This window comes from Enterobacter sp. Ap-1006, from assembly GCF_011752835.1.
Classification (GTDB): domain Bacteria; phylum Pseudomonadota; class Gammaproteobacteria; order Enterobacterales; family Enterobacteriaceae; genus Cedecea.
The window spans coordinates 434,680-453,860 of record NZ_VWWU01000001.1 but is presented as its reverse complement, the minus strand read 5'-3'; the positions used below and the strand labels follow the sequence as shown (position 1 = coordinate 453,860).

The 19,181-nt window shown below is 57.5% G+C and carries 17 protein-coding genes; 5 read left to right on the top strand and 12 right to left on the bottom strand.

Annotation, left to right across the window (positions count from 1 at the left end):
* Positions 1–41 precede the first annotated feature (41 nt).
* The 3 genes from glpA to glpC are packed head-to-tail and all read left to right on the top strand — an operon-like array spanning position 42 to position 4,103.
* Positions 42–1,652: an anaerobic glycerol-3-phosphate dehydrogenase subunit A gene (glpA, locus tag F3J28_RS02130; RefSeq protein ID WP_166872238.1), complete on the top strand. Its 1,611-nt coding sequence runs from the start codon at positions 42–44 to the stop codon at positions 1,650–1,652.
* Positions 1,649–2,914, top strand: coding sequence for a glycerol-3-phosphate dehydrogenase subunit GlpB (gene glpB / locus F3J28_RS02125; RefSeq protein ID WP_166872236.1), 1,266 nt, complete (start codon positions 1,649–1,651; stop codon positions 2,912–2,914). The genes glpA and glpB overlap by 4 nt, the downstream gene beginning before the upstream one ends.
* Positions 2,901–4,103, top strand: coding sequence for an anaerobic glycerol-3-phosphate dehydrogenase subunit GlpC (gene glpC / locus F3J28_RS02120; protein WP_166872234.1), 1,203 nt, complete (start codon positions 2,901–2,903; stop codon positions 4,101–4,103). The genes glpB and glpC overlap by 14 nt, the downstream gene beginning before the upstream one ends.
* A gap of 3 nt (positions 4,104–4,106) precedes the next feature.
* On the opposite strand, the gene F3J28_RS02115 is transcribed toward glpC, so the two are convergent.
* Together F3J28_RS02115 and F3J28_RS02110 are read right to left on the bottom strand one after the other, a co-directional pair.
* A complete protein-coding gene (locus tag F3J28_RS02115) occupies positions 4,107–5,303 on the bottom strand; it encodes a nicotinamide mononucleotide deamidase-related protein YfaY (protein ID WP_166872231.1) in 1,197 nt (398 codons plus the stop codon).
* Positions 5,304–5,553: 250 nt separating this feature from the next.
* Positions 5,554–6,096, bottom strand: a complete 543-nt coding sequence (locus F3J28_RS02110) for a YfaZ family outer membrane protein (RefSeq protein ID WP_166872228.1) — start codon at positions 6,094–6,096, stop codon at positions 5,554–5,556.
* A gap of 260 nt (positions 6,097–6,356) precedes the next feature.
* Here F3J28_RS02110 and katA point away from each other — a divergent pair, with 260 nt between their 5' ends.
* Positions 6,357–7,805 (top strand): catalase KatA, encoded by a 1,449-nt coding sequence (gene katA, locus F3J28_RS02105; protein WP_166872225.1) that lies wholly within the window; start codon positions 6,357–6,359, stop codon positions 7,803–7,805.
* A 13-nt stretch (positions 7,806–7,818) separates the two neighbouring features.
* Here the strand turns inward: katA and menE are convergent, their stop codons facing one another.
* From menE to F3J28_RS02060, 9 genes are all read right to left on the bottom strand, one after another.
* Complete coding sequence (menE, locus tag F3J28_RS02100; RefSeq protein ID WP_166872222.1) at positions 7,819–9,174, bottom strand: o-succinylbenzoate--CoA ligase; 1,356 nt, start codon at positions 9,172–9,174, stop codon at positions 7,819–7,821.
* Positions 9,171–10,136, bottom strand: a complete 966-nt coding sequence (menC, locus tag F3J28_RS02095; protein ID WP_166872219.1) for an o-succinylbenzoate synthase — start codon at positions 10,134–10,136, stop codon at positions 9,171–9,173. Before menC ends, menE begins: the two co-directional genes overlap by 4 nt.
* Positions 10,136–10,993, bottom strand: coding sequence for a 1,4-dihydroxy-2-naphthoyl-CoA synthase (gene menB / locus F3J28_RS02090; protein WP_008459804.1), 858 nt, complete (start codon positions 10,991–10,993; stop codon positions 10,136–10,138). The genes menC and menB overlap by 1 nt, the downstream gene beginning before the upstream one ends.
* Before the next feature lie 9 nt (positions 10,994–11,002).
* Positions 11,003–11,776, bottom strand: coding sequence for a 2-succinyl-6-hydroxy-2,4-cyclohexadiene-1-carboxylate synthase (gene menH / locus F3J28_RS02085; protein ID WP_166872216.1), 774 nt, complete (start codon positions 11,774–11,776; stop codon positions 11,003–11,005).
* Positions 11,773–13,443 carry a 2-succinyl-5-enolpyruvyl-6-hydroxy-3-cyclohexene-1-carboxylic-acid synthase gene (menD, locus tag F3J28_RS02080; RefSeq protein ID WP_166872213.1) on the bottom strand — a complete coding sequence of 557 codons (1,671 nt, stop codon included), beginning with the start codon at positions 13,441–13,443 and terminating at the stop codon, positions 11,773–11,775. Before menD ends, menH begins: the two co-directional genes overlap by 4 nt.
* 82 nt (positions 13,444–13,525) lie before the next feature.
* Entirely contained in the window at positions 13,526–14,827 is a 1,302-nt protein-coding gene (gene menF / locus F3J28_RS02075) for an isochorismate synthase MenF (protein ID WP_166872210.1), read from the bottom strand.
* A 111-nt stretch (positions 14,828–14,938) separates the two neighbouring features.
* The gene (gene elaB, locus F3J28_RS02070; RefSeq protein WP_166872207.1) at positions 14,939–15,235 is read right to left on the bottom strand and encodes a stress response protein ElaB; all 297 of its coding nucleotides are present in this window, start codon (positions 15,233–15,235) and stop codon (positions 14,939–14,941) included.
* 49 nt (positions 15,236–15,284) lie between these two features.
* Entirely contained in the window at positions 15,285–15,752 is a 468-nt protein-coding gene (locus F3J28_RS02065; protein WP_166872204.1) for a GNAT family N-acetyltransferase, read from the bottom strand.
* A 37-nt stretch (positions 15,753–15,789) separates the two neighbouring features.
* Positions 15,790–16,647, bottom strand: coding sequence for an NmrA family NAD(P)-binding protein (locus F3J28_RS02060; protein WP_166872201.1), 858 nt, complete (start codon positions 16,645–16,647; stop codon positions 15,790–15,792).
* Between the two features lie 113 nt (positions 16,648–16,760).
* On the opposite strand from F3J28_RS02060, the gene F3J28_RS02055 reads away from it, so the two are divergent.
* Positions 16,761–17,663, top strand: a complete 903-nt coding sequence (locus tag F3J28_RS02055) for a LysR family transcriptional regulator (protein ID WP_166872198.1) — start codon at positions 16,761–16,763, stop codon at positions 17,661–17,663.
* Positions 17,664–17,718: 55 nt separating this feature from the next.
* On the opposite strand, the gene nuoN is transcribed toward F3J28_RS02055, so the two are convergent.
* Positions 17,719–19,176 (bottom strand): NADH-quinone oxidoreductase subunit NuoN, encoded by a 1,458-nt coding sequence (nuoN, locus tag F3J28_RS02050; RefSeq protein ID WP_008459789.1) that lies wholly within the window; start codon positions 19,174–19,176, stop codon positions 17,719–17,721.
* Between the last annotated feature and the right edge of the window lie 5 nt (positions 19,177–19,181).

Genomic DNA, 19,181 nt, shown 5'->3' with positions numbered 1-19,181 from the left:
GCTGAATAACGGTAATTAAAAAGGGGATAAAGGAGCGCCATGTGAGCAGAGAAACGGACGTGATAATCATCGGCGGAGGAGCGACCGGCGCCGGGATTGCGCGAGACTGTGCCCGCCGTGGGCTGAAAGTCCTGCTGCTTGAGCGGCACGACATCGCAACGGGTGCCACCGGCCGCAATCACGGCCTGCTTCACAGCGGCTCACGCTATGCGGTCACCGACGGGGAATCCGCCAAAGAGTGCATCGAAGAAAACCGCATTCTGCGGCGTATTGCCCGCCACTGTATCGAGCCCACGGATGGCCTGTTTATCACCCTGCCAGAAGATGATCTGGCGTTTCAAAGCGGGTTTATCGCCGCCTGCCACCGGGCCGGTATTCCGGCAGAAGCGTTGGATCCCCGAGAGGCATTGCGGCTGGAGCCGTCAGCCAACCCTTCGCTTCTCGGCGCGGTTCGTGTCCCGGATGGCACGGTCGACCCATTCCGCCTCACCGCCGCTAACATGCTTGATGCCAAAGAACACGGCGCAGAAGTGCTGACGGGCTGCGAGATCGTCGGGCTGATTCGTGAAGGCTCACGCGTTTGCGGCGTGCGCGTATTCAACCACCTTACCCGACAGGCAGGCGAGTTCCGGGCGCCAATGGTCGTGAATGCGGCAGGCATCTGGGGGCAACGCATCGCAGAATACGCCGATCTAAGCGTAAAAATGTTCCCGGCCAAAGGGGCGTTACTGATCCTCGGGCACCGCATCAACAACATGGTCATCAACCGCTGCCGTAAACCGGCAGACGCCGATATTCTGGTCCCCGGCGATACAATTTCGCTTATTGGCACCACCTCCACGCATATCGACTACGACCAAATCGACAACATGTGCGTCACACCGGATGAAGTGGACACGCTGATTCGTGAAGGGGAAAAGCTGGCTCCGGTGCTTGGCCGAACCCGTATTCTTCGGGCCTACGCTGGCGTCAGGCCTCTGGTTGCCAGCGACAACGATCCCACCGGGCGCAGCGTCAGCCGTGGAATTGTGCTGCTGGACCACGGGAAACGCGACGGCATGGACGGCTTCATCACCATTACCGGCGGCAAACTGATGACCTATCGTCTGATGGCGGAGTGGGCAACGGACCTGGTTTGCGAGCGTTTAGGGAATACCACGCCCTGCTCCACCGCCTCGGCGTCGCTGCCGGGCTCCGAACATACGGCAGAACAAACGCTGGGGAAAGTTATCTCCTTGCCACCGACAATTCGCGGTTCCGCCGTCTGGCGGCACGGCGACCGCGCCACGCGGCTGCTCAATAACAGCCGACTCAGCAACAGCCTGGTGTGCGAATGCGAAGCCGTCACCACCGGCGAAGTACGCTATGCCATTGATGCCCTCGGCGTAAAAAACCTGGGAGATTTGCGCCGCAGAACGCGCGTGGGCATGGGCACCTGCCAGGGCGAGCTGTGCGCCTGCCGGGCGGCCGGTCTCCTGCAACGCTTCCAGCTCACTACGCCTGCCCAATCGCTGGATCAACTCTCTCACTTCCTCAACGAACGCTGGAAGGGCGTTCGCCCTGTCGCCTGGGGAAATGCACTGCGAGAAAGCGAATTTACCGCCTGGGTTTACCAGGGGCTATGCGGTCTGGACAACGGAGAACAGGGATGAAATTTGACACAATTATCATCGGCAGCGGCCTGGCCGGGCTGACAGCCGGCATAAAGCTGGCGGAAAGCGGCCAGCGCTGCGCCATCGTCAGCCGCGGGCAAAGCGCGCTGCACTTCTCTTCTGGTTCGCTGGATTTGCTTTCAACGTTACCGGACGGCACGCCCGTTCACCAGCCAGAGACGGCGCTGGAAAACCTGGCGGAGCAAGCGCCTCAGCATCCTTACAGCCTGATGGGCAAAGAGCGCGCGCTGGCGCTCGCTGCAGAGAGTGAGCAACTGCTGGCCAGGGCTGGCATTCCGCTGGTGGGTCATCATCGCCAAAATCACCTCAGAATCACGCCGCTGGGCAAGCAAAGAGCCAGCTGGCTCAGCCCGCCGGAAGTGCCGCAGGCGCCGTTGCCCTGGCAAAAAGTGACGGTAATTAACATTGCTGGTTTCCTGGATTTTCAGGCAGAGCTGGTGGCGGGTTCACTGTCTGCCATCGGCTGTAACGCGCACGTCGCCGAGCTCACCCTGCCCGTACTGGATGTCTTACGTAACAACCCAAGCGAGTTTCGCGCCGTGAACATCGCCCGGGTGCTGGATCAGCCGGAAAACCTTCCGGCGCTGGTGGATGAACTCAGGCTGCTGCTGGGCAGCGGCGAGGCTATGATTCTGCCCGCTTGCCTGAACCTGGAAGCACGAACGGTGGCCGCCGTTGAGCAAGCCCTCGGCGTGCCGGTAAAACTCCTGCCAACGCTGCCGCCTTCGGTGCTTGGGATGAGGCTACACAATGCGCTCCGCCGCCGTTTTCAGACCCTGGGCGGGCTTATTATGCCCGGAGATACCGTAACCGGCGCTCAGCTTGAACAAGGGCGTATCAATGCCCTGTTCACCAAAAATCATCGTGAGGTGCCGCTGCATACTCGCAATGCCATCCTGGCCAGCGGCAGCTTTTTCAGCGGTGGGCTGGAGGCTACCAGGCAACATGTCATCGAGCCCATCTTCGGGCTGGACGTGAACATCGAGGCCGAGCGAGCCGCCTGGAGCAAAACATATTTCTTTACCCCGCAGCCCTGGCTGCAATTTGGGCTAACCGTGAATAACCACTTCCAGCCGTTCCATCACGGGGAATACACCAAAAATCTCTACGCTATTGGCTCAGTGCTGGGGGGCTTTGATCCTATTCATCAGGGATGCGGGGCCGGCGTATCGATGCTCACGGCGCTCTGTGTGGCCAATCAAATCCTTGTTGCCGCGGAGGCTTGCCATGAACCTGCTTGATGAAACCAGCTTTGAAAGCTGTATTAAATGCACGGTCTGCACCACGGCTTGCCCGGTAAGCCGCGTTCGCCCGGAATATCCGGGGCCAAAACAGGCCGGGCCCGATGGAGAAAGATTGCGCCTGAAAGATCCCTCCCTGTACGACGACGCGCTGAAGTACTGCACCAACTGCAAGCGCTGCGAAGTCTCCTGCCCGTCCGAAGTCAAAATTGGCGATATCATCCAGCGGGCGCGGGCCAGATATGGCGAACATAAACCTTCGCTGCGCGATGCTGTTCTCAGTCATACGGATTTACTCGGTACGCTCTCCACGCCTTTCGCCCCGCTGATCAACGCCACGACCGGTTTGAAGCCCGTACGCAAGCTGCTGGATAAAACCCTCAAAATTGATTCCCACCGCGAGTTGCCCAAATATTCCTTCGGCACATTTCGTCAGTGGTATCGGCGCCAGGCCGCGCACCAGGCCAGCTTCCCGCAGCAGGTTGCTTTCTTCCACGGCTGCTTCGTGAACTACAACCATCCGCAGCTCGGCAAAGACATGGTCAAAGTGCTTAACGCGATGGGCATCGGCGTCCAGCTGTTGCAAAGAGAAAAATGCTGCGGCGTGCCGCTTATTGCCAACGGCTTTATCGAAAAGGCAAAGAAACAGGCAAGGGTAAACGCCAACTCGCTGGAAGAGGCCGTCATACAGCGCGGGCTGCCGGTCATTGCGACCTCGTCAACCTGTACCTTCACGCTGCGCGATGAATATCCGCATATTCTTGGTATCGACACGGCCCCGGTTCGCGAGCAGATTGAACTCGCCACGCGTTATATCTGGAAACTGCTGGAAGCGGATGGCAGAACGCTACCGTTAAAAAACACGCCGCTGCGTATCGCTTACCATACGCCTTGCCATATGGAGAAAATGGGCTGGACGCTCTATTCCATTGAGCTGTTGCGCCGCATTCCCGGCGTGGAACTGGTGATGCTGGACTCCCAGTGCTGCGGCATTGCCGGGACCTATGGGTTTAAAAAGGAAAATTACCCGACTTCCCAGCAAATTGGCGCCCCGCTGTTCCAGCAGATAGAAGAGAGTGGCGTAGACCTGGTGGTGACGGACTGCGAAACCTGTAAATGGCAGATAGAAATGTCGACCAGCAAACGCTGCGAGCACCCGATCACGCTGCTGGCCCGGGCGCTCGCCTGAAGTTTAGAGGCTGGCTGACTCTACGACCTTAATCCAGCCGTGTTCGCTTTCCAGCGGCTGGCCGTTGAACCAGCGGCGCAGCACGTTCAGCGCCATCATGGCGCAAACTTCCTGGCGTATTGCCAGCGCGTGGCGGCTGGTGCCAAACTTCACGCCCAGGCCAAAAGTGCCGCCTGGCGTGGAGAGCGCAAAATTTATCTGCTGATCTTCTTCGCCAGAAATCACCAGGGCCAGATCGCTCTGTTGATTCAGGCGCAATTCTGCGCTGGACGCTAATGCCTCAGCCAGTGTTTCAGGTGCCTGCGGTAAAACGCGGCTCGCCCGGAGCGCGGCCTGCGCCCGGTTTAACTGCAGCGCCAGCAGGCCTCCGGTAAACTGTTCGCTCACGGCCAGAGTCAGGGAGCGTTCGCCCAGGCGGCGCGCTATTTGTGCCGGAAGCCCTTCGGTGCCCTCAAAAATCAGACTCTCACCTGCCACGCGGCGGACTTCCGGCCAGACGGCCTCCATCGCTTCACGCTGGCTGGCCGGGCCGGTCAGTTTAAGCTCAATGATCGGCATCGATGAGCGATAGCCCATCACCACGCCCTCCGGCAGCGCCAGCGGATCAAGCGATTGCGCCAGCTCGCTCTCTGAGCGTCCAAAAGTCGTTAAACGCAGGCATATCGGCGGTTCAGGGAGGGTAAAACGTTCACGCAGCCGGGGCATGATTTGTTTGTCCACCATAGCCTTAAACTCTGACGGTACGCCGGGAGTGAAAAACATCAGGCAGCGGTTTAAGGTCAATGCAAAGCCGCAGGCGGTGCCAACGGGATTGTCGATCATTTCACTGTTAGCCGGGATTTGCGCCTGCTTGCGGTTACTCGGCGCCATCACACGCCCGCGCTCGGCAAAAAACTGCTCCATATAGGTTAACCATTCCGCGTGCTCGACCAGCTCAACGCCCGCCGCCGTCGCCGCCGCCAGCGCGCTTAGATCATCGCTGGTTGGCCCCAGGCCGCCGTTAACAATCAGCACATCCGCTTCGTGGCTGCGTTCTTTCAGCACGGCAACCAGGTCAGGCAGACTGTCGCCGACCGTATTGCGGCGCGACATGGGTAAACCCTGGTGAAAGAAATAGTCGGCAAGCCAGGCCGCATTAGTATCGGTAATTTGCCCGTACAGTACTTCGTCGCCGGTGGACAGCATTTCTACTTTTAACATCTTTTACTCCGCAGCAGGGGAACGCCCCACTATAGCGCAGGCACCAAAGAACGGCAGACATAAAAAACGCGGCTAAAAGCCGCGCTTAGACTACTGACCAACCTCTGGGCATAGAAAAAACGCCAAAGGATTCGTCAAAAAACGGAAAATCAATTCATTGATTTTCGGCTGATAACCACAAAGAGGGAAAAACCACGCTTTTTTCCTCTTTGTCAGCAACATTAACGCGGCTAAAAGCCGCGTCGAGGGATTAGAAGCTGGCGCTCACGCCCACATACGGGCCGTCGGCCACGGTGTCGGTACGATCGCCGTCTTTGCCGCCAAGGCTAATATAGCGGTAACCCACTTGCGCTGAAAACGGACGCATAAAGTTCCAGCTTGCACCGGCGCTGGCCTCTTTGTAGTCCTTCACGCTGCTGGACAGAGAGTCCGGGGAATAGTAGTAATCGCCAAAAATGGCAATGTCAGAAGTGATTGGCCATCTCAAACCGCCACCCGCCGCAATTGCGTAGCCTTCTTTACGATCTTTTGCGTGCAGGTAAACACCACGACCGCCTACGGTTGCCATCATCGGCCCCAGAGGAATATTAAAACCGAGGCCAAGGCCTACGGTATCACCGTTGTCGTCGTTATGCGCATAGTTACCGGTTACCGCGATGCCGCTGCTTTCGGTGCCAAAACCCACGCCGAGGTTAGTGTATTCTTTGCCGACTTCAGCACTCACGCCAATTGCGCTGGCACCTGCGGAAACCAGCAGCAAACCCGCGCCGCCGGCTAAAAGTAATTTATTCATTCCTTGGTTCCTGAAAAAGAAAAAGGGCTGCCCTTAAAAATGCCATTGGATGGCGTGGCGCATTATCTTATTAACGCGCTGGAAAATGCCAATATTTCCTTGATTGTAAGAAAATGAAAAGACGCCTTTTTGTGTGACAAGATCAATGCAGCCGGGTAGCGCGAAATGACACATTGAGCAGGTGAATAATAAGCACAGTAAAAAAGTGGATTTAAATAAACGCTTTTTTACTGTGAAACCTGGCACCCAAGGAGGCATTAATGAGCAAGAAAGGACTAACAACCGGCGCAGGCGCTCCCGTTGTAAACAACAACAATGTTGCTACCGCAGGCCCGCGAGGCCCGATGCTACTTCAGGACGTCTGGTTCCTTGAAAAACTCGCCCACTTTGACCGCGAAGTGATCCCTGAGCGCCGCATGCACGCTAAAGGCTCAGGCGCGTTTGGTCATTTCACCGTGACGCATGACATCACCCGCTACACCCGGGCAAAATTATTCTCAGAAGTCGGCAAAAAAACTGAGCTGTTCCTGCGCTTTTCCACCGTGGCCGGTGAGCGCGGCGCGGCGGATGCCGAACGAGATATTCGCGGCTTTTCCATGAAATTCTATACCGAGGAGGGCAACTGGGACCTGGTGGGCAACAACACGCCGGTGTTCTATCTCCGTGACCCGCTGAAATTCCCCGACCTGAACCACGTCGTCAAACGCGATCCACGCACCAACCTGCGTAACCCTACGTATAAATGGGATTTCTTCTCGCACCTGCCGGAAGCCCTTCATCAGTTGACCATTGATTTCAGCGACCGTGGCTTACCGCGCTCTTATCGTCACATTCACGGTTTTGGCAGCCATACCTTCAGCTTTATCAATAGCGACAATCAGCGTTTCTGGGTAAAGTTCCACCTCAAATCCCAGCAGGGTATTGAGAACCTGATGGATAATGAAGCCAGCCACCTGATTGCAGAGGACCGCGAAAGCTCCCAGCGCGATCTGTACGAATCCATTGAGGCTGGTGATTTCCCTCGCTGGACGTTGTTCGTGCAAATTATGCCGGAAGCCGAAGCGTCAAAAACGCCGTACAACCCGTTTGATCTGACCAAAGTCTGGCCACACGGCGACTATCCGCTGATAGAAGTGGGCGTGCTGGAACTGAACCGCAACCCGGAAAACTATTTCTCTGACGTTGAACAGGTGGCGATGTCCCCGGCCAACGTCGTACCGGGCATTGGTTTCTCACCCGATCGCATGTTGCAGGGTCGCCTGTTCTCCTACGGGGACGCACACCGCTACCGTCTGGGCGTGAACCATCATCAAATTCCGGTGAACGCGCCAAAATGCCCGTTCCACAACTACCACCGCGACGGAGCCATGCGGGTGGACGGCAACAGCGGCAATGGCGCAACCTACGAGCCAAACAGCTTTAACGTTTTCCAGGAACAGCCAGATTTCAGCGAGCCGCCGTTGAGCCTGGAAGGCGCAGCCGACCACTGGAACCATCGCGAAGATAGCGACTACTTCAGCCAGCCGCGCGCGCTGTATAACTTGCTGAGCGATGAAGAGCATCAGCGTATGTTTGTGCGCATTGCGGGTGATATGAAAGACGTCCCGGAAAGCATTCAGAACCGTCAGATTTGCCTGTTCAGCCAGGTACATCCTGAATACGGTGCCGGGGTAGCGAATGCACTTCAGGCACTGAAGAACAATAAGTAATACCTTGCAGGGGTTATGCCCCTGCAACCCACTCTGTAAGCCTGCGGCGGGAGATTTTAATCCCGCCCTGTTTTAACTCCTGCGGCAGCGCCAGCCAGCGCACAGGCCGCTGAAAACGGGGCAGTTTTCCGTCAAGCCAGGCGGCAATGTCGTTAAACTCACATCCTGCACTAATCTCAACCACGGCAACGGGCCGCTGGCCAAATTCAACGTCGTCCACCGGCACCACAAACACTTGCTGAACCGCTGGATGCGCGGCAATGACCCGCTCAACCTCTTCCGGCTGGATGCCCTCCCCGCCGCTGAAAAACTGGTTATCAAGACGCCCGACAATCGTCAGGCGGCCCAAATGAAAAACGCCCCTATCGCGGGTAGCAAACCAGCCCTGTTCATTCACCAGAGGAATAAGTTGCCCGTTCCGCCAGTAGCCGCTGGCCAGGCTATTCGCCTGTATCCACACTTCTTCATCGACGATTTTTACCTTCCGGCCTGGCAATGGAGCCCCCACATCTGGCTGACCGTCGGCGCGTTTGGCGCAAACCGTAGAGGCCAGCTCGGTGAGCCCATAACCACACCAGCAACTCACCCCACGCGCTTCCGCCTGCTGCGTCAGTTCAACGGGGATGGCTGCCCCGCCCAGGAGCACTTCCCGCAATGCCAGAGGTTCCTGTTTTTCCAGCAGCCGCCACAATTGTGTGGGCACTAAGGAAGCGTGACTGCATCCACGCAGCGCCTCGTTTATCGGTTGCGCGGTCGAGATCGCCAGCTGGCCGCCGGCATACAACCAGCGCCAGAGGATCCCCTGCCCGGACACATGGAACAGCGGTAAAGACAAAAGCCAGCTATCGTCGGGGCCGTAATGCATCATCGCCAGGACACCCGCCGCGCTGGCAAGATGGGCCGAGAATGTATGCACCGCCGCTTTGGGTAACCCGGTTGAACCAGAAGTCAGCGTCATAGAAGCCAGACGCATCGGCTGCCAGCTTTCGTGCCAGGCAAGTGCACCAGTAAGCGATAATGGAACCACATCCGGCAGAGGTTCGCTGTCGGTCAAAGTTAACCCGTAGCTCAGCGTCATCGACGGTAAAAGCTGCGCCAGCAAACTATCAGGCAGCTGAGGATTTAACGGCAGAATGCGCGCCCCACACTGCCATAACGCCAGCCAGGCGAGCAGCGTTTGCGGGCCATTTTTCGCTTTAAGCGCAACGCCATCGCCTTCTTTTACCCCTTGCTGGCGAAAACCTCCCGCCAGCGTATCCACGCGCTGGCGCAGCGTTTGCCAGGTTAAGAGTTCATCGTCGAGACGGAGCGCAACACTTGTGCCCCTGACGTCGGCCCAGTGACGCCACGGCCAGTCGGGAAAGATCATCGAATACGCTCGAGTCCGTCCACGGTAACACACGGCAGGGGGCTGCCGGGCCAGCTGCGCTCAAGCTGAGACTGCATCAGGGATAAAGTATCCAGCCCAGGCAGGGTTCCCGGCGTGAGCCAGGCGGCGATGCGGGCCAGTTGAGTCAAACCGAGGCTGGACTCAATGGAGGAACTGATCACCGCTTTCAGCCCCAGACAATGTGCCGCCGCAACCTGCTCACGCACTTTGTTCAGGCTACCGGTAAGCGTCGGTTTGATAACTACTGTCGAAACGCCCGGCTCAGCGGTGAAAGTAAAATCAGCCTCCCGCAGGCTTTCGTCCCAGGCAATTGCAATCCCCGTATCCCGGCTGAACTCTCGGGACTGCTCGCGGGTTTTGCACGGCTCTTCAATAAAATCGATGCGCGAGCGATGATCCGGGTTGACGTATTTAGCGAACTGCTGCGCTTTGAGCGGGGTCCAGCTGCGGTTAGCATCCAGACGCAGGCGAAGTTCAGGCACGGCTTCAAGCAATAAATTAACCACCATGCCGTCGCGAACGGCCTCGTACAGCCCCACTTTCACCTTCGCGATTTTTTCGCCCGACATTTCTGCCAGTGCCAGGATCAGCTCGTCGGGGTCGCCGGTGCACAGCGGGGCGGCGCGGTAGTCAGCGGCCTGTGGCAGCGTACCTTCAGCCTCAGCCAGCGCACAACTCAAGCCAAAAGCGACCGACGGCAACTCGGGTAATGGAGTCGATTCATCTGCCAGCCATTGTTCAAGCCAGCGGTCGACCTGCGCCTGAGCCTCCGCGAGTGTTTCCTGGCTAAATCCCGGCAGAGGAGAAATTTCGCCCCATCCGCTGCGCTCGCCCACGGTCAGGCGCACCAGCAGCCCATCTCTAAATTTGAGACGCTGGTCGCGAAGCACTACGCCAGCCTCCATCGGGATTTGAAAGCGCCACAGCGCCGCGCTGCGCATCACGGATTCCGTTTAAATTTGCTGAAGTCCGGCTGACGCTTCTGGTTAAACGCGTTGCGCCCTTCCTGGCCTTCTTCGGTCATGTAGAACAGCATCGTGGCGTTCCCGGCCAGTTCTTGCAGTCCCGCCTGACCGTCGCAGTCAGCATTCAGCGCCGCTTTCAGGCAACGCAGCGCCATCGGACTGTTCTGCAGCATTTCTCGGCACCAGCGAACGGTCTCTTTTTCCAGATCGGCAATCGGTACAACGGTATTCACCAGGCCCATATCCAGCGCTTCTTTCGCATCGTACTGGCGGCACAGGAACCAAATTTCGCGCGCTTTTTTCTGGCCGACAATACGCGCCATGTAGGAAGCGCCCCAGCCGCCGTCGAAAGAACCAACTTTCGGGCCAGTCTGGCCAAACACGGCGTTTTCCGCCGCGATAGTCAGGTCACACATCATGTGCAGCACATGACCGCCGCCGATGGAGAAACCCGCCACCATCGCCACAACTGGCTTAGGGCAGGTGCGAATTTGGCGCTGGAAGTCGAGCACGTTCAGGTGATGTACGCCGCTTGCGTCCTGGTAGCCGCCGTAGTCACCACGCACTTTTTGGTCACCGCCCGCACAGAAGGCTTTTTCTCCTTCGCCGGTCAGAATAATGGTGCCAATGTTGTCGTCATAGCGCGCATCGGCCAGGGCATTGATCATCTCTTTGACGGTCAGCGGACGAAACGCATTACGCACTTCCGGGCGGTTGATGGTGATTTTGGCGATACCGTCGCTGGATTTGTGGTAGCGAATATCGGTGTAACCTTCGGAGCAATCCAGCCATTCAATCGGGGCATAAAGCATTTGTTCATCAGGATAAATCATGAAAGATCCTTACAGGTCATATTGACGAAAGAGGGTTAACAGAGCGGAACTAAACGCGGCGGGGGCTTCACGGTGGGCGTTGTGTCCTGCCCCGAAAATAAGAGCCAGGGAACAGTTAAGCTCGGCGGCAACGGCGCGAAACTTTTCGTCTCGTTCACCGCAAATAAAATGAAACGGCACGGCTAGCTGGCCAAGTGGCTCACGTAAATCGGGCTGTCGGGAAAGCGACGTTGCTTCAAGCATCCGGGCTAGCGTCTCGGGATTGTTTTGCGCACGCAGGGCGACTAAGTCAGTGCGTTGCGCGCGGCTGAGGGAACGGAAAACAGGCTGCTGATACCAGTCGTTCAACACGGTCTGGATATCTTCGTGCATCAAACGCTGCGCCCAGCGGGCATCGTTCAGCGCTCTCGCCTCGCGATCTGTCCCACTTATCAGGCCAGGATGACTGCCTTCTACCACCAGGCCACGCAGCCCTTTCGACTCAGCCTGACTGGCGTGATACATCGCGATGCGCCCGCCCAGGGAGTAGCCCACGAGCCAATAGTGATTTATACCGTGATGCTTGAGGGTATTTCGTAACGCGGTATCAACCTCGGCAAAACTCTGCACGTGAAGATCGGTGGAACCACCGTGGCCGGGCAGGTCCACGCACAGCTGCGGCCAGTCGGAAAAGTGCGGCTTAAGCGCCTGCCACTCATGATGGCTACCAAGAAAACCGTGCAGCCAGACTATGTGTGGCAGAGTTGAACGGTGGCCCGAATGCGGCGCGGCATGAAGGATCATGCCTGGCTAACCAGGGCCAGCAAATGCTGCAGCGTCTGAGCGCCGGCGGTTTCCGGCACGCTAATTTCAATCACCGTCGCGCCAGGGCGCAACCAGGCCCGACGAACGGCCTCTTCAAGCGCCTGCCAGTTTTCAGGGTTCTGATACCCCAACTCAAACATGGCGGCTGCGTGGGAGAAGTTCACGTTTTGCGGCATACAGTAAAAACGCTCACGCTCTTCGGCAGGCGTCGGCAAAAGTGAGAAGATCTGACCACCGTTATTGTTGACCACCAGCAGCACAAACGGTGCCGAGGCGTGACGCAGCAGTGCGAGGGCATTAAGATCATAGAGCGCCGAAATGTCGCCGACTATCGCGAGCGTGGAGCGCGCCGTTGCCCGCTGAACGCCTGCGGCGGTTGACAGCAGGCCATCAATGCCGCTTGCCCCTCGATTGCTGTACACCGGATACCCCACGGGAAGCTGGGCAAAAGCATCGATCAAACGCACAATTAAACTGTTGCCAACAAACAGCTGACCGCCTTCCGGCAGCAGCTGCGACAGGCGCTGGGCAACCTGTGCCTCACCAAATTCTCGGATTCCTTGCTCAACCTTTTCCAGCGTCTGCCAGGCCAGAGACGTTAGCGCTTCGGCCCAGGGCAGGCGTTTTTCTGCCGGATGTTTTTCCAGCCAGGCTTCAACGCTGGCAACCAGACGGCGGCCACGGTGGTTGGCAGGATCGAGACGCCCGGGCTGCTTGTCCACCAGCCAGTACTCTTCCGGCCTGCAGGCGGCCTGCCACTGAAGAACCCGTTTCCCGGTCAGACTGCCGCCAAACTGGATGACAATTTGCGCCTGTTCAAGACAAGTCACGGCCTGGCTATTGCTTAGCCACAGGTCCGCACACGGCAGAGGCTGTCCGGTCTGTGAAAGCACATCGCCGATAAGCGGCCAGCCAAGCATTTGCGCCCAGGCCGCGACCTGCTCACCTTCGCTGGCAGAAAGCCGTCCGGCCACTACCACGCCGCGTTTTTGCCGCCAGAAGAACCAGTCTCTTTGCTTCGGCACGGCATTGTCGTGCACTTCACGCAGCCAGGGCGTGTTGCCTTCCCACCAGCCTTCAAGCTGGTTTTGCCAGTCGACGCCGGTATCGTCCGGCGCGCCATAAAGCGGCTCGGCAAAGGGGCAGTTGATATGCAGTGCGCCCCCGTTGAGCTGGCCGACGGCGCTGTCAATCGCAGAGACCAGCCAGCTGGCGGGAATATCATGCGTTGGGCGAGGCAGATTGAGTGCAGCAGAAGGATGAGAGCTAAACATCCCCGGCTGGCGAATCGCCTGGTTTGCACCACAGTCGATAAGTTCGGGCGGGCGATCTGCCGTCAGCAAAATCAGCTTTTCGCCGGTCAATCCGGCTTCTATCACGGCAGGATAAAGATTGGCCACGGCGGTGCCGGAGGTGACAATGATTGCCACCGGCTCGGCGCTGGCTTTTGCCAGCCCAAGCGCCAGATGGCCCAGGCCTCGTTCATCAAAGTGAGTATGGCAAATGAAACTGCGGTTTTCCGCCGCGCTGAGCGTCAGCGGCGTGGAGCGGGAGCCAGGCGCGATACACACATGCCGCACCCCATGTCGGGTTAATGCTTCGAGTATGACGCCCGCCCAGCGGCGGTTAAATGAGCTTATCGACATAATATTGTCCGCAGTCAATTTCGACTTTCGATTATAAATACTATGGCAAGGGTTAAATTGATTTGCGTCGTGAATAGCTTATTCAGTTACCACTGCCGATCAGCAACGTCTTCAAACCGGCCGCTTTGTTTTCAATTTCCTGCCACTCTTCTGCGGCAACCGAGCCGGCGACAATGCCCGCCCCGGCATAAAGGCGAACGCCGGTATGGCTCACTTTTGCCGAGCGCAGCGCCACACAAAACTCCGTTTGATGGCGGGACAGATAACCCGCCGAACCTGCGTACCATTCGCGCGCAAAAGGCTCATTCGCAGCAATAAATGCCCGAGCCAGCTCACGCGGTAACCCCGCCACGGCGGCGGTAGGCTGCAGCTGTTTAAGGCAAAGCGCATCGTCCTGACGCTTCAGCTGCGTCCAGATGCAGCGACGCAAATGCTGCACTTTGCGCAGCCGCATAACCTGCGGCGGCAGCACATCCAGTGCACCAACCGCAGCCTGTAAGCGCTGGCAGATATCTTCGACCACCAGCATATTTTCACGCTGGTTTTTGTCATCTTTCAGCAGCCACTGGCCTAGTTTAGCGGCCTGAGCATCGTCCGGGTGGTTAGCTACCGTTCCGGCGAGGGCCTCAGTTCGCAGCGCATCGTCGATTCTTCGCCACAGGCGTTCCGGGCTGGAGCCAAGAAAGGCATTTTTCGCATCAAACGCCATCAGGAAATGGTAGCAGTTCAGGTTAACCCGGCGGCTGGCGGCCATGAACCCTGCGGCAGAAACCGGGGAAGAAAACGCCAGATCGGTGGCCCGGGCGAGCACGACTTTATCCAGCGCTTTCTGGCTGATGGCGCTAACCACCTGATCCACCAGGCGGTTCCATTCGGGCTGCTCCGGTAGATGGCTTTCACCCAGGCATTTGAGATTGAGTTGCGGGAGAAGTTTCGCCGGCAGAAGCTGCTCAATAAAAGCCGCAGCAGCCAACGCATCCTGCTTCAAGGAAGTTTCGCTGTACAGATGCAGCCAAAGAAACGCCTCCCCACCTACTCGCCGCCATTCCAGCCGCGAGAGAAAAAGAAAACCGTGGGACGGATCGAAGGCATTTAACCCCCAGACGCGCAGGAAAGGCTGTTCCGGGTGAGACTGCAGAAAAGCCTGGGCGTCTTCCAGCGCAGAAAAACTCAGCAATGCCCCCAGGGCAGCCACTTCTTCGTTACCGTTACGCTGCTGCCAGTAAAATTGGGGATAACGTGACTGAGCCGTGAGCCAGGCGAGAGGATCGGAGGCGTCACTCAGCGTGACCGGCACGCACAGGCGCTGAAGGCCCGGCTTATCCGCAAATTCCCCTGCTAATTCCTGCTGCATTTGCTGCAGTGCGACGGCTACTGAATTCACGTTTACCTCACGCTCCGTAAAAACCCCTGATTATACGTGGTCGTTCCCACAAAAAAAAATCCTACCCAGGGGGTAAGATTTTTTATTTGCCATTTGCAGGCGCGGTCAAGATTATCGGCGGAGCAAAAGCCCAACCACCAACCCGACTGCAGCCCCGATGCCAATACCCTGCCAGGGCTTTTCATGCACGTAATCATCGGCGCGGTAGACCGCTTTTTTGGTGCGGTAATAGTAAGTGTCGGAAGCGTTGCTGATGCGTGCTTTGACGTCATTCAGCGCCTGCTCGGCCTTTTCCTTTAGCTCAATGTACTTCTGGTCAGCCGGGTCGCCGGAGGCGCGAAGCACTTCTTCAAGCGTGTCGCTTAAAAGTGCGAGGTCATCATCGAGACGAGATTCATACGGTTGCATCACTGTTCTCCGTGTTAAAAAATTTCTCGTCCGCTAACTATAGACAACATCAACAGGTTTCGCCCGCCGGGCTGTTGGCCATCCCGATATGCGGGATACCGTCTTCGTCATACACTTCGGTTACCGGGTGAAAGCCGAGCCGGGCATAAAATGCCTGCAAATGCGCCTGAGCGCCCAGGTAAATTGCACGGTCAGGCCACTGGCGCTGGCAGGCGGCAAGCGCCTGAGTCATGAGCTGTTGCCCAAGCTTTTCGCCGCGCACCGACGCATCAACAATAACCCGGCCAATGACCACCGGCTCCAGCTCGTTGTCACTCTTAAGAATGCGGGCATAGGCAATCAGTTTGCCGTCCCGCCAGCCGAGGATATGGCGATTCTCTCCCACCAGATCCTCGCCATCAATATCCAGATACGCGCAGCGCTGTTCAACAATAAAGACTTCGCAGCGCAGGGCCAAAAGGGCATAAAGGTCGGTGGCGCTCAGTTCAGAATGGTGTATATCCTGCCAGTTAAGCATTGAAAAACTCCTTTTGATTCAGGCGCCACCTTACGGATTACTGGTGCCGCTCAAGCAACTGTTTTAGCACAGTTTCAAGAGGCGTGGCACCTTTCACCGTGTCGCCGGTGAAATCAATCCAGCCTTCGTTAAAGCCGTCCAGCATCTGCATGCGTGGGAACGGGTTTTTCATGCCCTGAGCAAGGAAATCTGCCTCCCAGTTTTCACGCGGCACGGCTTTTACCGTTACCGGCTGCCCCAGAACTTGAGAGAACGCTTTGGCAGCCAGCTGTGGGCTATAACGCTGTGGCCCTTCCAGCTCCACAATGCGGGTGCCTGATTCTGGCTGAGTCAATAATTCGGCGGCAAGCTGGCCTATATCCACTGTAGCAATCATCGGGATAACACGCTCAAGCGGCTGCAGGTGGCTGTAGATAGTCCCGGTCTCTTTGGCACTTTCCACATCCCAAAGGAAGTTCTCCATAAACCAGCCCGCGCGGAGGAACACGACGGAATCACAAATATCCGTGAGCTCTTTTTCCATCATTCCTAATGCGTTCAGCAGATTTGGCTGGGTGGCCTGCGCCCCGATGGTTGAAAGGCAAACTACGTGCTGTGGACGTGCCGCCTGCAGAGCGTGCCTGATGGCCGCAATATTTGCACGCGGCTCGGCAAAATCGCCTGAAGGATCGAACACCGGCGGCAGCAGGATAAAGACCGCTTCAGCCCCGCTGAAGGCTTGTGCCAGCGCTTCGCCATCGTGCATTTCTGCCAGCGCAATGTCAGCGCCCCGCTGTGCCCAGGGTTGCCCTTTAGCTTCTGAGCGTACGACGGCCCGAATCTCATGTCCTTGAGCAAGCAATGCGCTTGCCAGTGCGCCGCCAACTTGTCCGGTAATACCTGTAATTGCGAACATAATGTTTCTCCAGTTTGAGAGCCCACGACAGGGTGTGGACGGCATTATGCGGATGCAGCTATGTTGTATCGATAGCACCATAGACAATTCACTGATGACTGCAGGGCACTAATATGATTTTCAACGATCGGACATTCGACGGCTTGTCCGTGTTTACAGCCGTGGTAGAAAGCGGCACGTTTGCCGCCGCCGCGGAGATGATCAATATGTCCCCACCCGGGGTCAGCCGGGCGATTGCCCGCCTGGAGAAACGCCTCGGCATCCGCCTTTTTGACCGCACCACCCGCGCAGTGGCATTGACCGTTGAAGGCAAAGAGTTTTATCGTCAGATCCTGCCGCTGTTGGCCGCGCTGGAAGATGTGACCAGCACCGCGTCGCGCTCCACTAAAGCGATTACCGGCAGGCTCAGGGTCAACATCGATCCGTTCTTTTCCAGCCTCATTCTGGGCCCGCAACTTGACACGTTTATGTCCCGCTATCCTGATCTCGAGCTGGATTTGGTCACCAGCGATCGGCTAGGGGATATGATTGCAGATGGTTTCGATCTGGCTGTTCGTTTTGGCGTGCCTCGAAATAGCACGCTGGTGGCACGCAGGCTGCTGGAAACCCGCATCATGACGGTCGCCACCCCCGCCTATCTGGCGCGACACGGCAGGCCTGAAACACCGCAGGCACTGCTGGGACATACCTGTATTCATTTTCGCGATCCGGAAACCGGCAGGCCGTTTGAATGGGAGTTTCATCGTAAAGGAGAAGCGATCAAAGTCCCGGTCAGCGGCCGCCTGACGCTGAACGACGCCCGTACTTTGCATGAAGCCTGCCTGAGCGGACACGCTATTGCCCAGATGATGACGTTTGGCTCTGACGACCTCGTGAAGCAGGGACTGTTGGTGGATTTATTTCCCGACTGGCCGGATGAACGGTTCCCGCTTTACGCGTATTACCCCTCGCGGATTAATCCTGCCGCCCGCACCCGCTGTTTTCTTGAGTTTATTCTTGAGCTGGCCAAAACCTGAATCCATAAAAAAACCGCCAACAGGTGGCGGTTTTTGAACGGTTTTGTAAACCCGATTACATCAGCGGCTGCGCTAATTGCACCAGGCTGATAAGCGGCTGCGGATAAATACCGAGCAGCAGCACCAGCAGGGAGGAGATCAGCACCACAACGCCGCCCGCGGTCAACGCCCAGTTAGATGGGGTGTCGCGGTTAAGCTGCTGAGGAGCGCTCAGGTACAGACTCACGGTCACGCGCAGGTAGTAGTACAGGCCGATGGCGCTGCCCAGAACCACTGCACCGGTCAGCCACCACAGGTGAGCCTGAACGCCCACCGCAATGATGTAGAACTTACCGATGAAGCCCAGTGTCATTGGGATGCCCGCCAGAGAGAGCATCATCACGGTCATCACCGCAGAAAGCACCGGCTTGTGCCAGAACAGACCACGGTAGGAGAACAGTGAGTCGGCATCCGGGCCACGGTACGGGCTGGACATCAGGCTAACCACACCAAACGCGCCCAGGCTGCTGAACAGGTAAGCGGCCAGATAAACCCCTACCGCTTCCATCGACATGTTACCGGTTTGCAGCGCAATCAGCGCCACCAACAGGTAACCGAGGTGTGCGATGGAAGAGTAGCCCAGCAGACGCTTGATGTTGGACTGGTTCAGCGCCATCAGGTTACCGAACAGGATTGACGCGAAGGCGATAATCCCCAGCACGACGCGAACGGCTTCGCTGTTGCCCACTGGTGCGTACAGGAACAGACGCATCACCACGCCAAAGATGGCGATTTTGCTGGCGGTTGCCAGGAAGGTGGAAACCGGGGCAGGCGCGCCCTGGTATACGTCTGGGGTCCACAGGTGGAACGGTACCAGAGAGAGCTTGAAGCCAAGACCAACAATCATCAGGCCCAGGCCCGCCAGCAGCAGAGGTTCGTGCAGCATGTTATCCGCCAGGCTCTTACCGAGGCTAACAAACGACAGGCTACCGGAATCAGCGTATACCAGCGCCATACCGAACAGCAGGAAGGACGATGCCGCCGCTGACAGAATGGTGTACTTGATGCTCGCTTCCAGAGAACGCTTCTGGCGGAAGGCGTAGCCAACCAGGCCGAACAGCGGCAGAGAGATCAGCTCAATGCCGAGGAACAGCGCCGCGAGGTGGTTCGCATTCGCCAGCAGAATACCGCCCAGGGCAGCAATCAGGACCAGCAGATAGAACTCTTCGCGGTTGTCGGTGTAGCCCTGCAGCCACGGATAAGCAAAGGTACAGGTTGCCAGGCTTGCCAGCAGTACCAGCCCGGTGTAGAGCATGGCGTAGCCGTCAACGCGCATCAGCGGGGTGACATCCATCGCCCCTGCCTGACCGACAAACCACAGTGAAATCAGCGCGGCGTTAAGGCCGATAACCGACAGCGTAGCATTCAGAAAATGGTCGCGTCGCCACGCAATGGAGAGCATCACAACCACCACCGTCAATCCGACGATCAACAGCGGTAGCAGCGCGATCAAATGTTGAGGAGTTATTGTCATGGCGA

Coding starts and splice junctions, on each gene's coding strand:
- glpB (WP_166872236.1), top strand. CDS start 1,649: ATGAAATTTGACACAATTATCATCGGCAGCGGCCTGGCCGGGCTGACA.
- glpC (WP_166872234.1), top strand. CDS start 2,901: ATGAACCTGCTTGATGAAACCAGCTTTGAAAGCTGTATTAAATGCACG.
- F3J28_RS02115 (WP_166872231.1), bottom strand. CDS start 5,303: ATGTTAAAAGTAGAAATGCTGTCCACCGGCGACGAAGTACTGTACGGG.
- F3J28_RS02110 (WP_166872228.1), bottom strand. CDS start 6,096: ATGAATAAATTACTTTTAGCCGGCGGCGCGGGTTTGCTGCTGGTTTCC.
- katA (WP_166872225.1), top strand. CDS start 6,357: ATGAGCAAGAAAGGACTAACAACCGGCGCAGGCGCTCCCGTTGTAAAC.
- menE (WP_166872222.1), bottom strand. CDS start 9,174: ATGATCTTTCCCGACTGGCCGTGGCGTCACTGGGCCGACGTCAGGGGC.
- menC (WP_166872219.1), bottom strand. CDS start 10,136: ATGCGCAGCGCGGCGCTGTGGCGCTTTCAAATCCCGATGGAGGCTGGC.
- menB (WP_008459804.1), bottom strand. CDS start 10,993: ATGATTTATCCTGATGAACAAATGCTTTATGCCCCGATTGAATGGCTG.
- menH (WP_166872216.1), bottom strand. CDS start 11,776: ATGATCCTTCATGCCGCGCCGCATTCGGGCCACCGTTCAACTCTGCCA.
- menD (WP_166872213.1), bottom strand. CDS start 13,443: ATGTCGATAAGCTCATTTAACCGCCGCTGGGCGGGCGTCATACTCGAA.
- elaB (WP_166872207.1), bottom strand. CDS start 15,235: ATGCAACCGTATGAATCTCGTCTCGATGATGACCTCGCACTTTTAAGC.
- F3J28_RS02065 (WP_166872204.1), bottom strand. CDS start 15,752: ATGCTTAACTGGCAGGATATACACCATTCTGAACTGAGCGCCACCGAC.
- F3J28_RS02060 (WP_166872201.1), bottom strand. CDS start 16,647: ATGTTCGCAATTACAGGTATTACCGGACAAGTTGGCGGCGCACTGGCA.
- F3J28_RS02055 (WP_166872198.1), top strand. CDS start 16,761: ATGATTTTCAACGATCGGACATTCGACGGCTTGTCCGTGTTTACAGCC.
- nuoN (WP_008459789.1), bottom strand. CDS start 19,176: ATGACAATAACTCCTCAACATTTGATCGCGCTGCTACCGCTGTTGATC.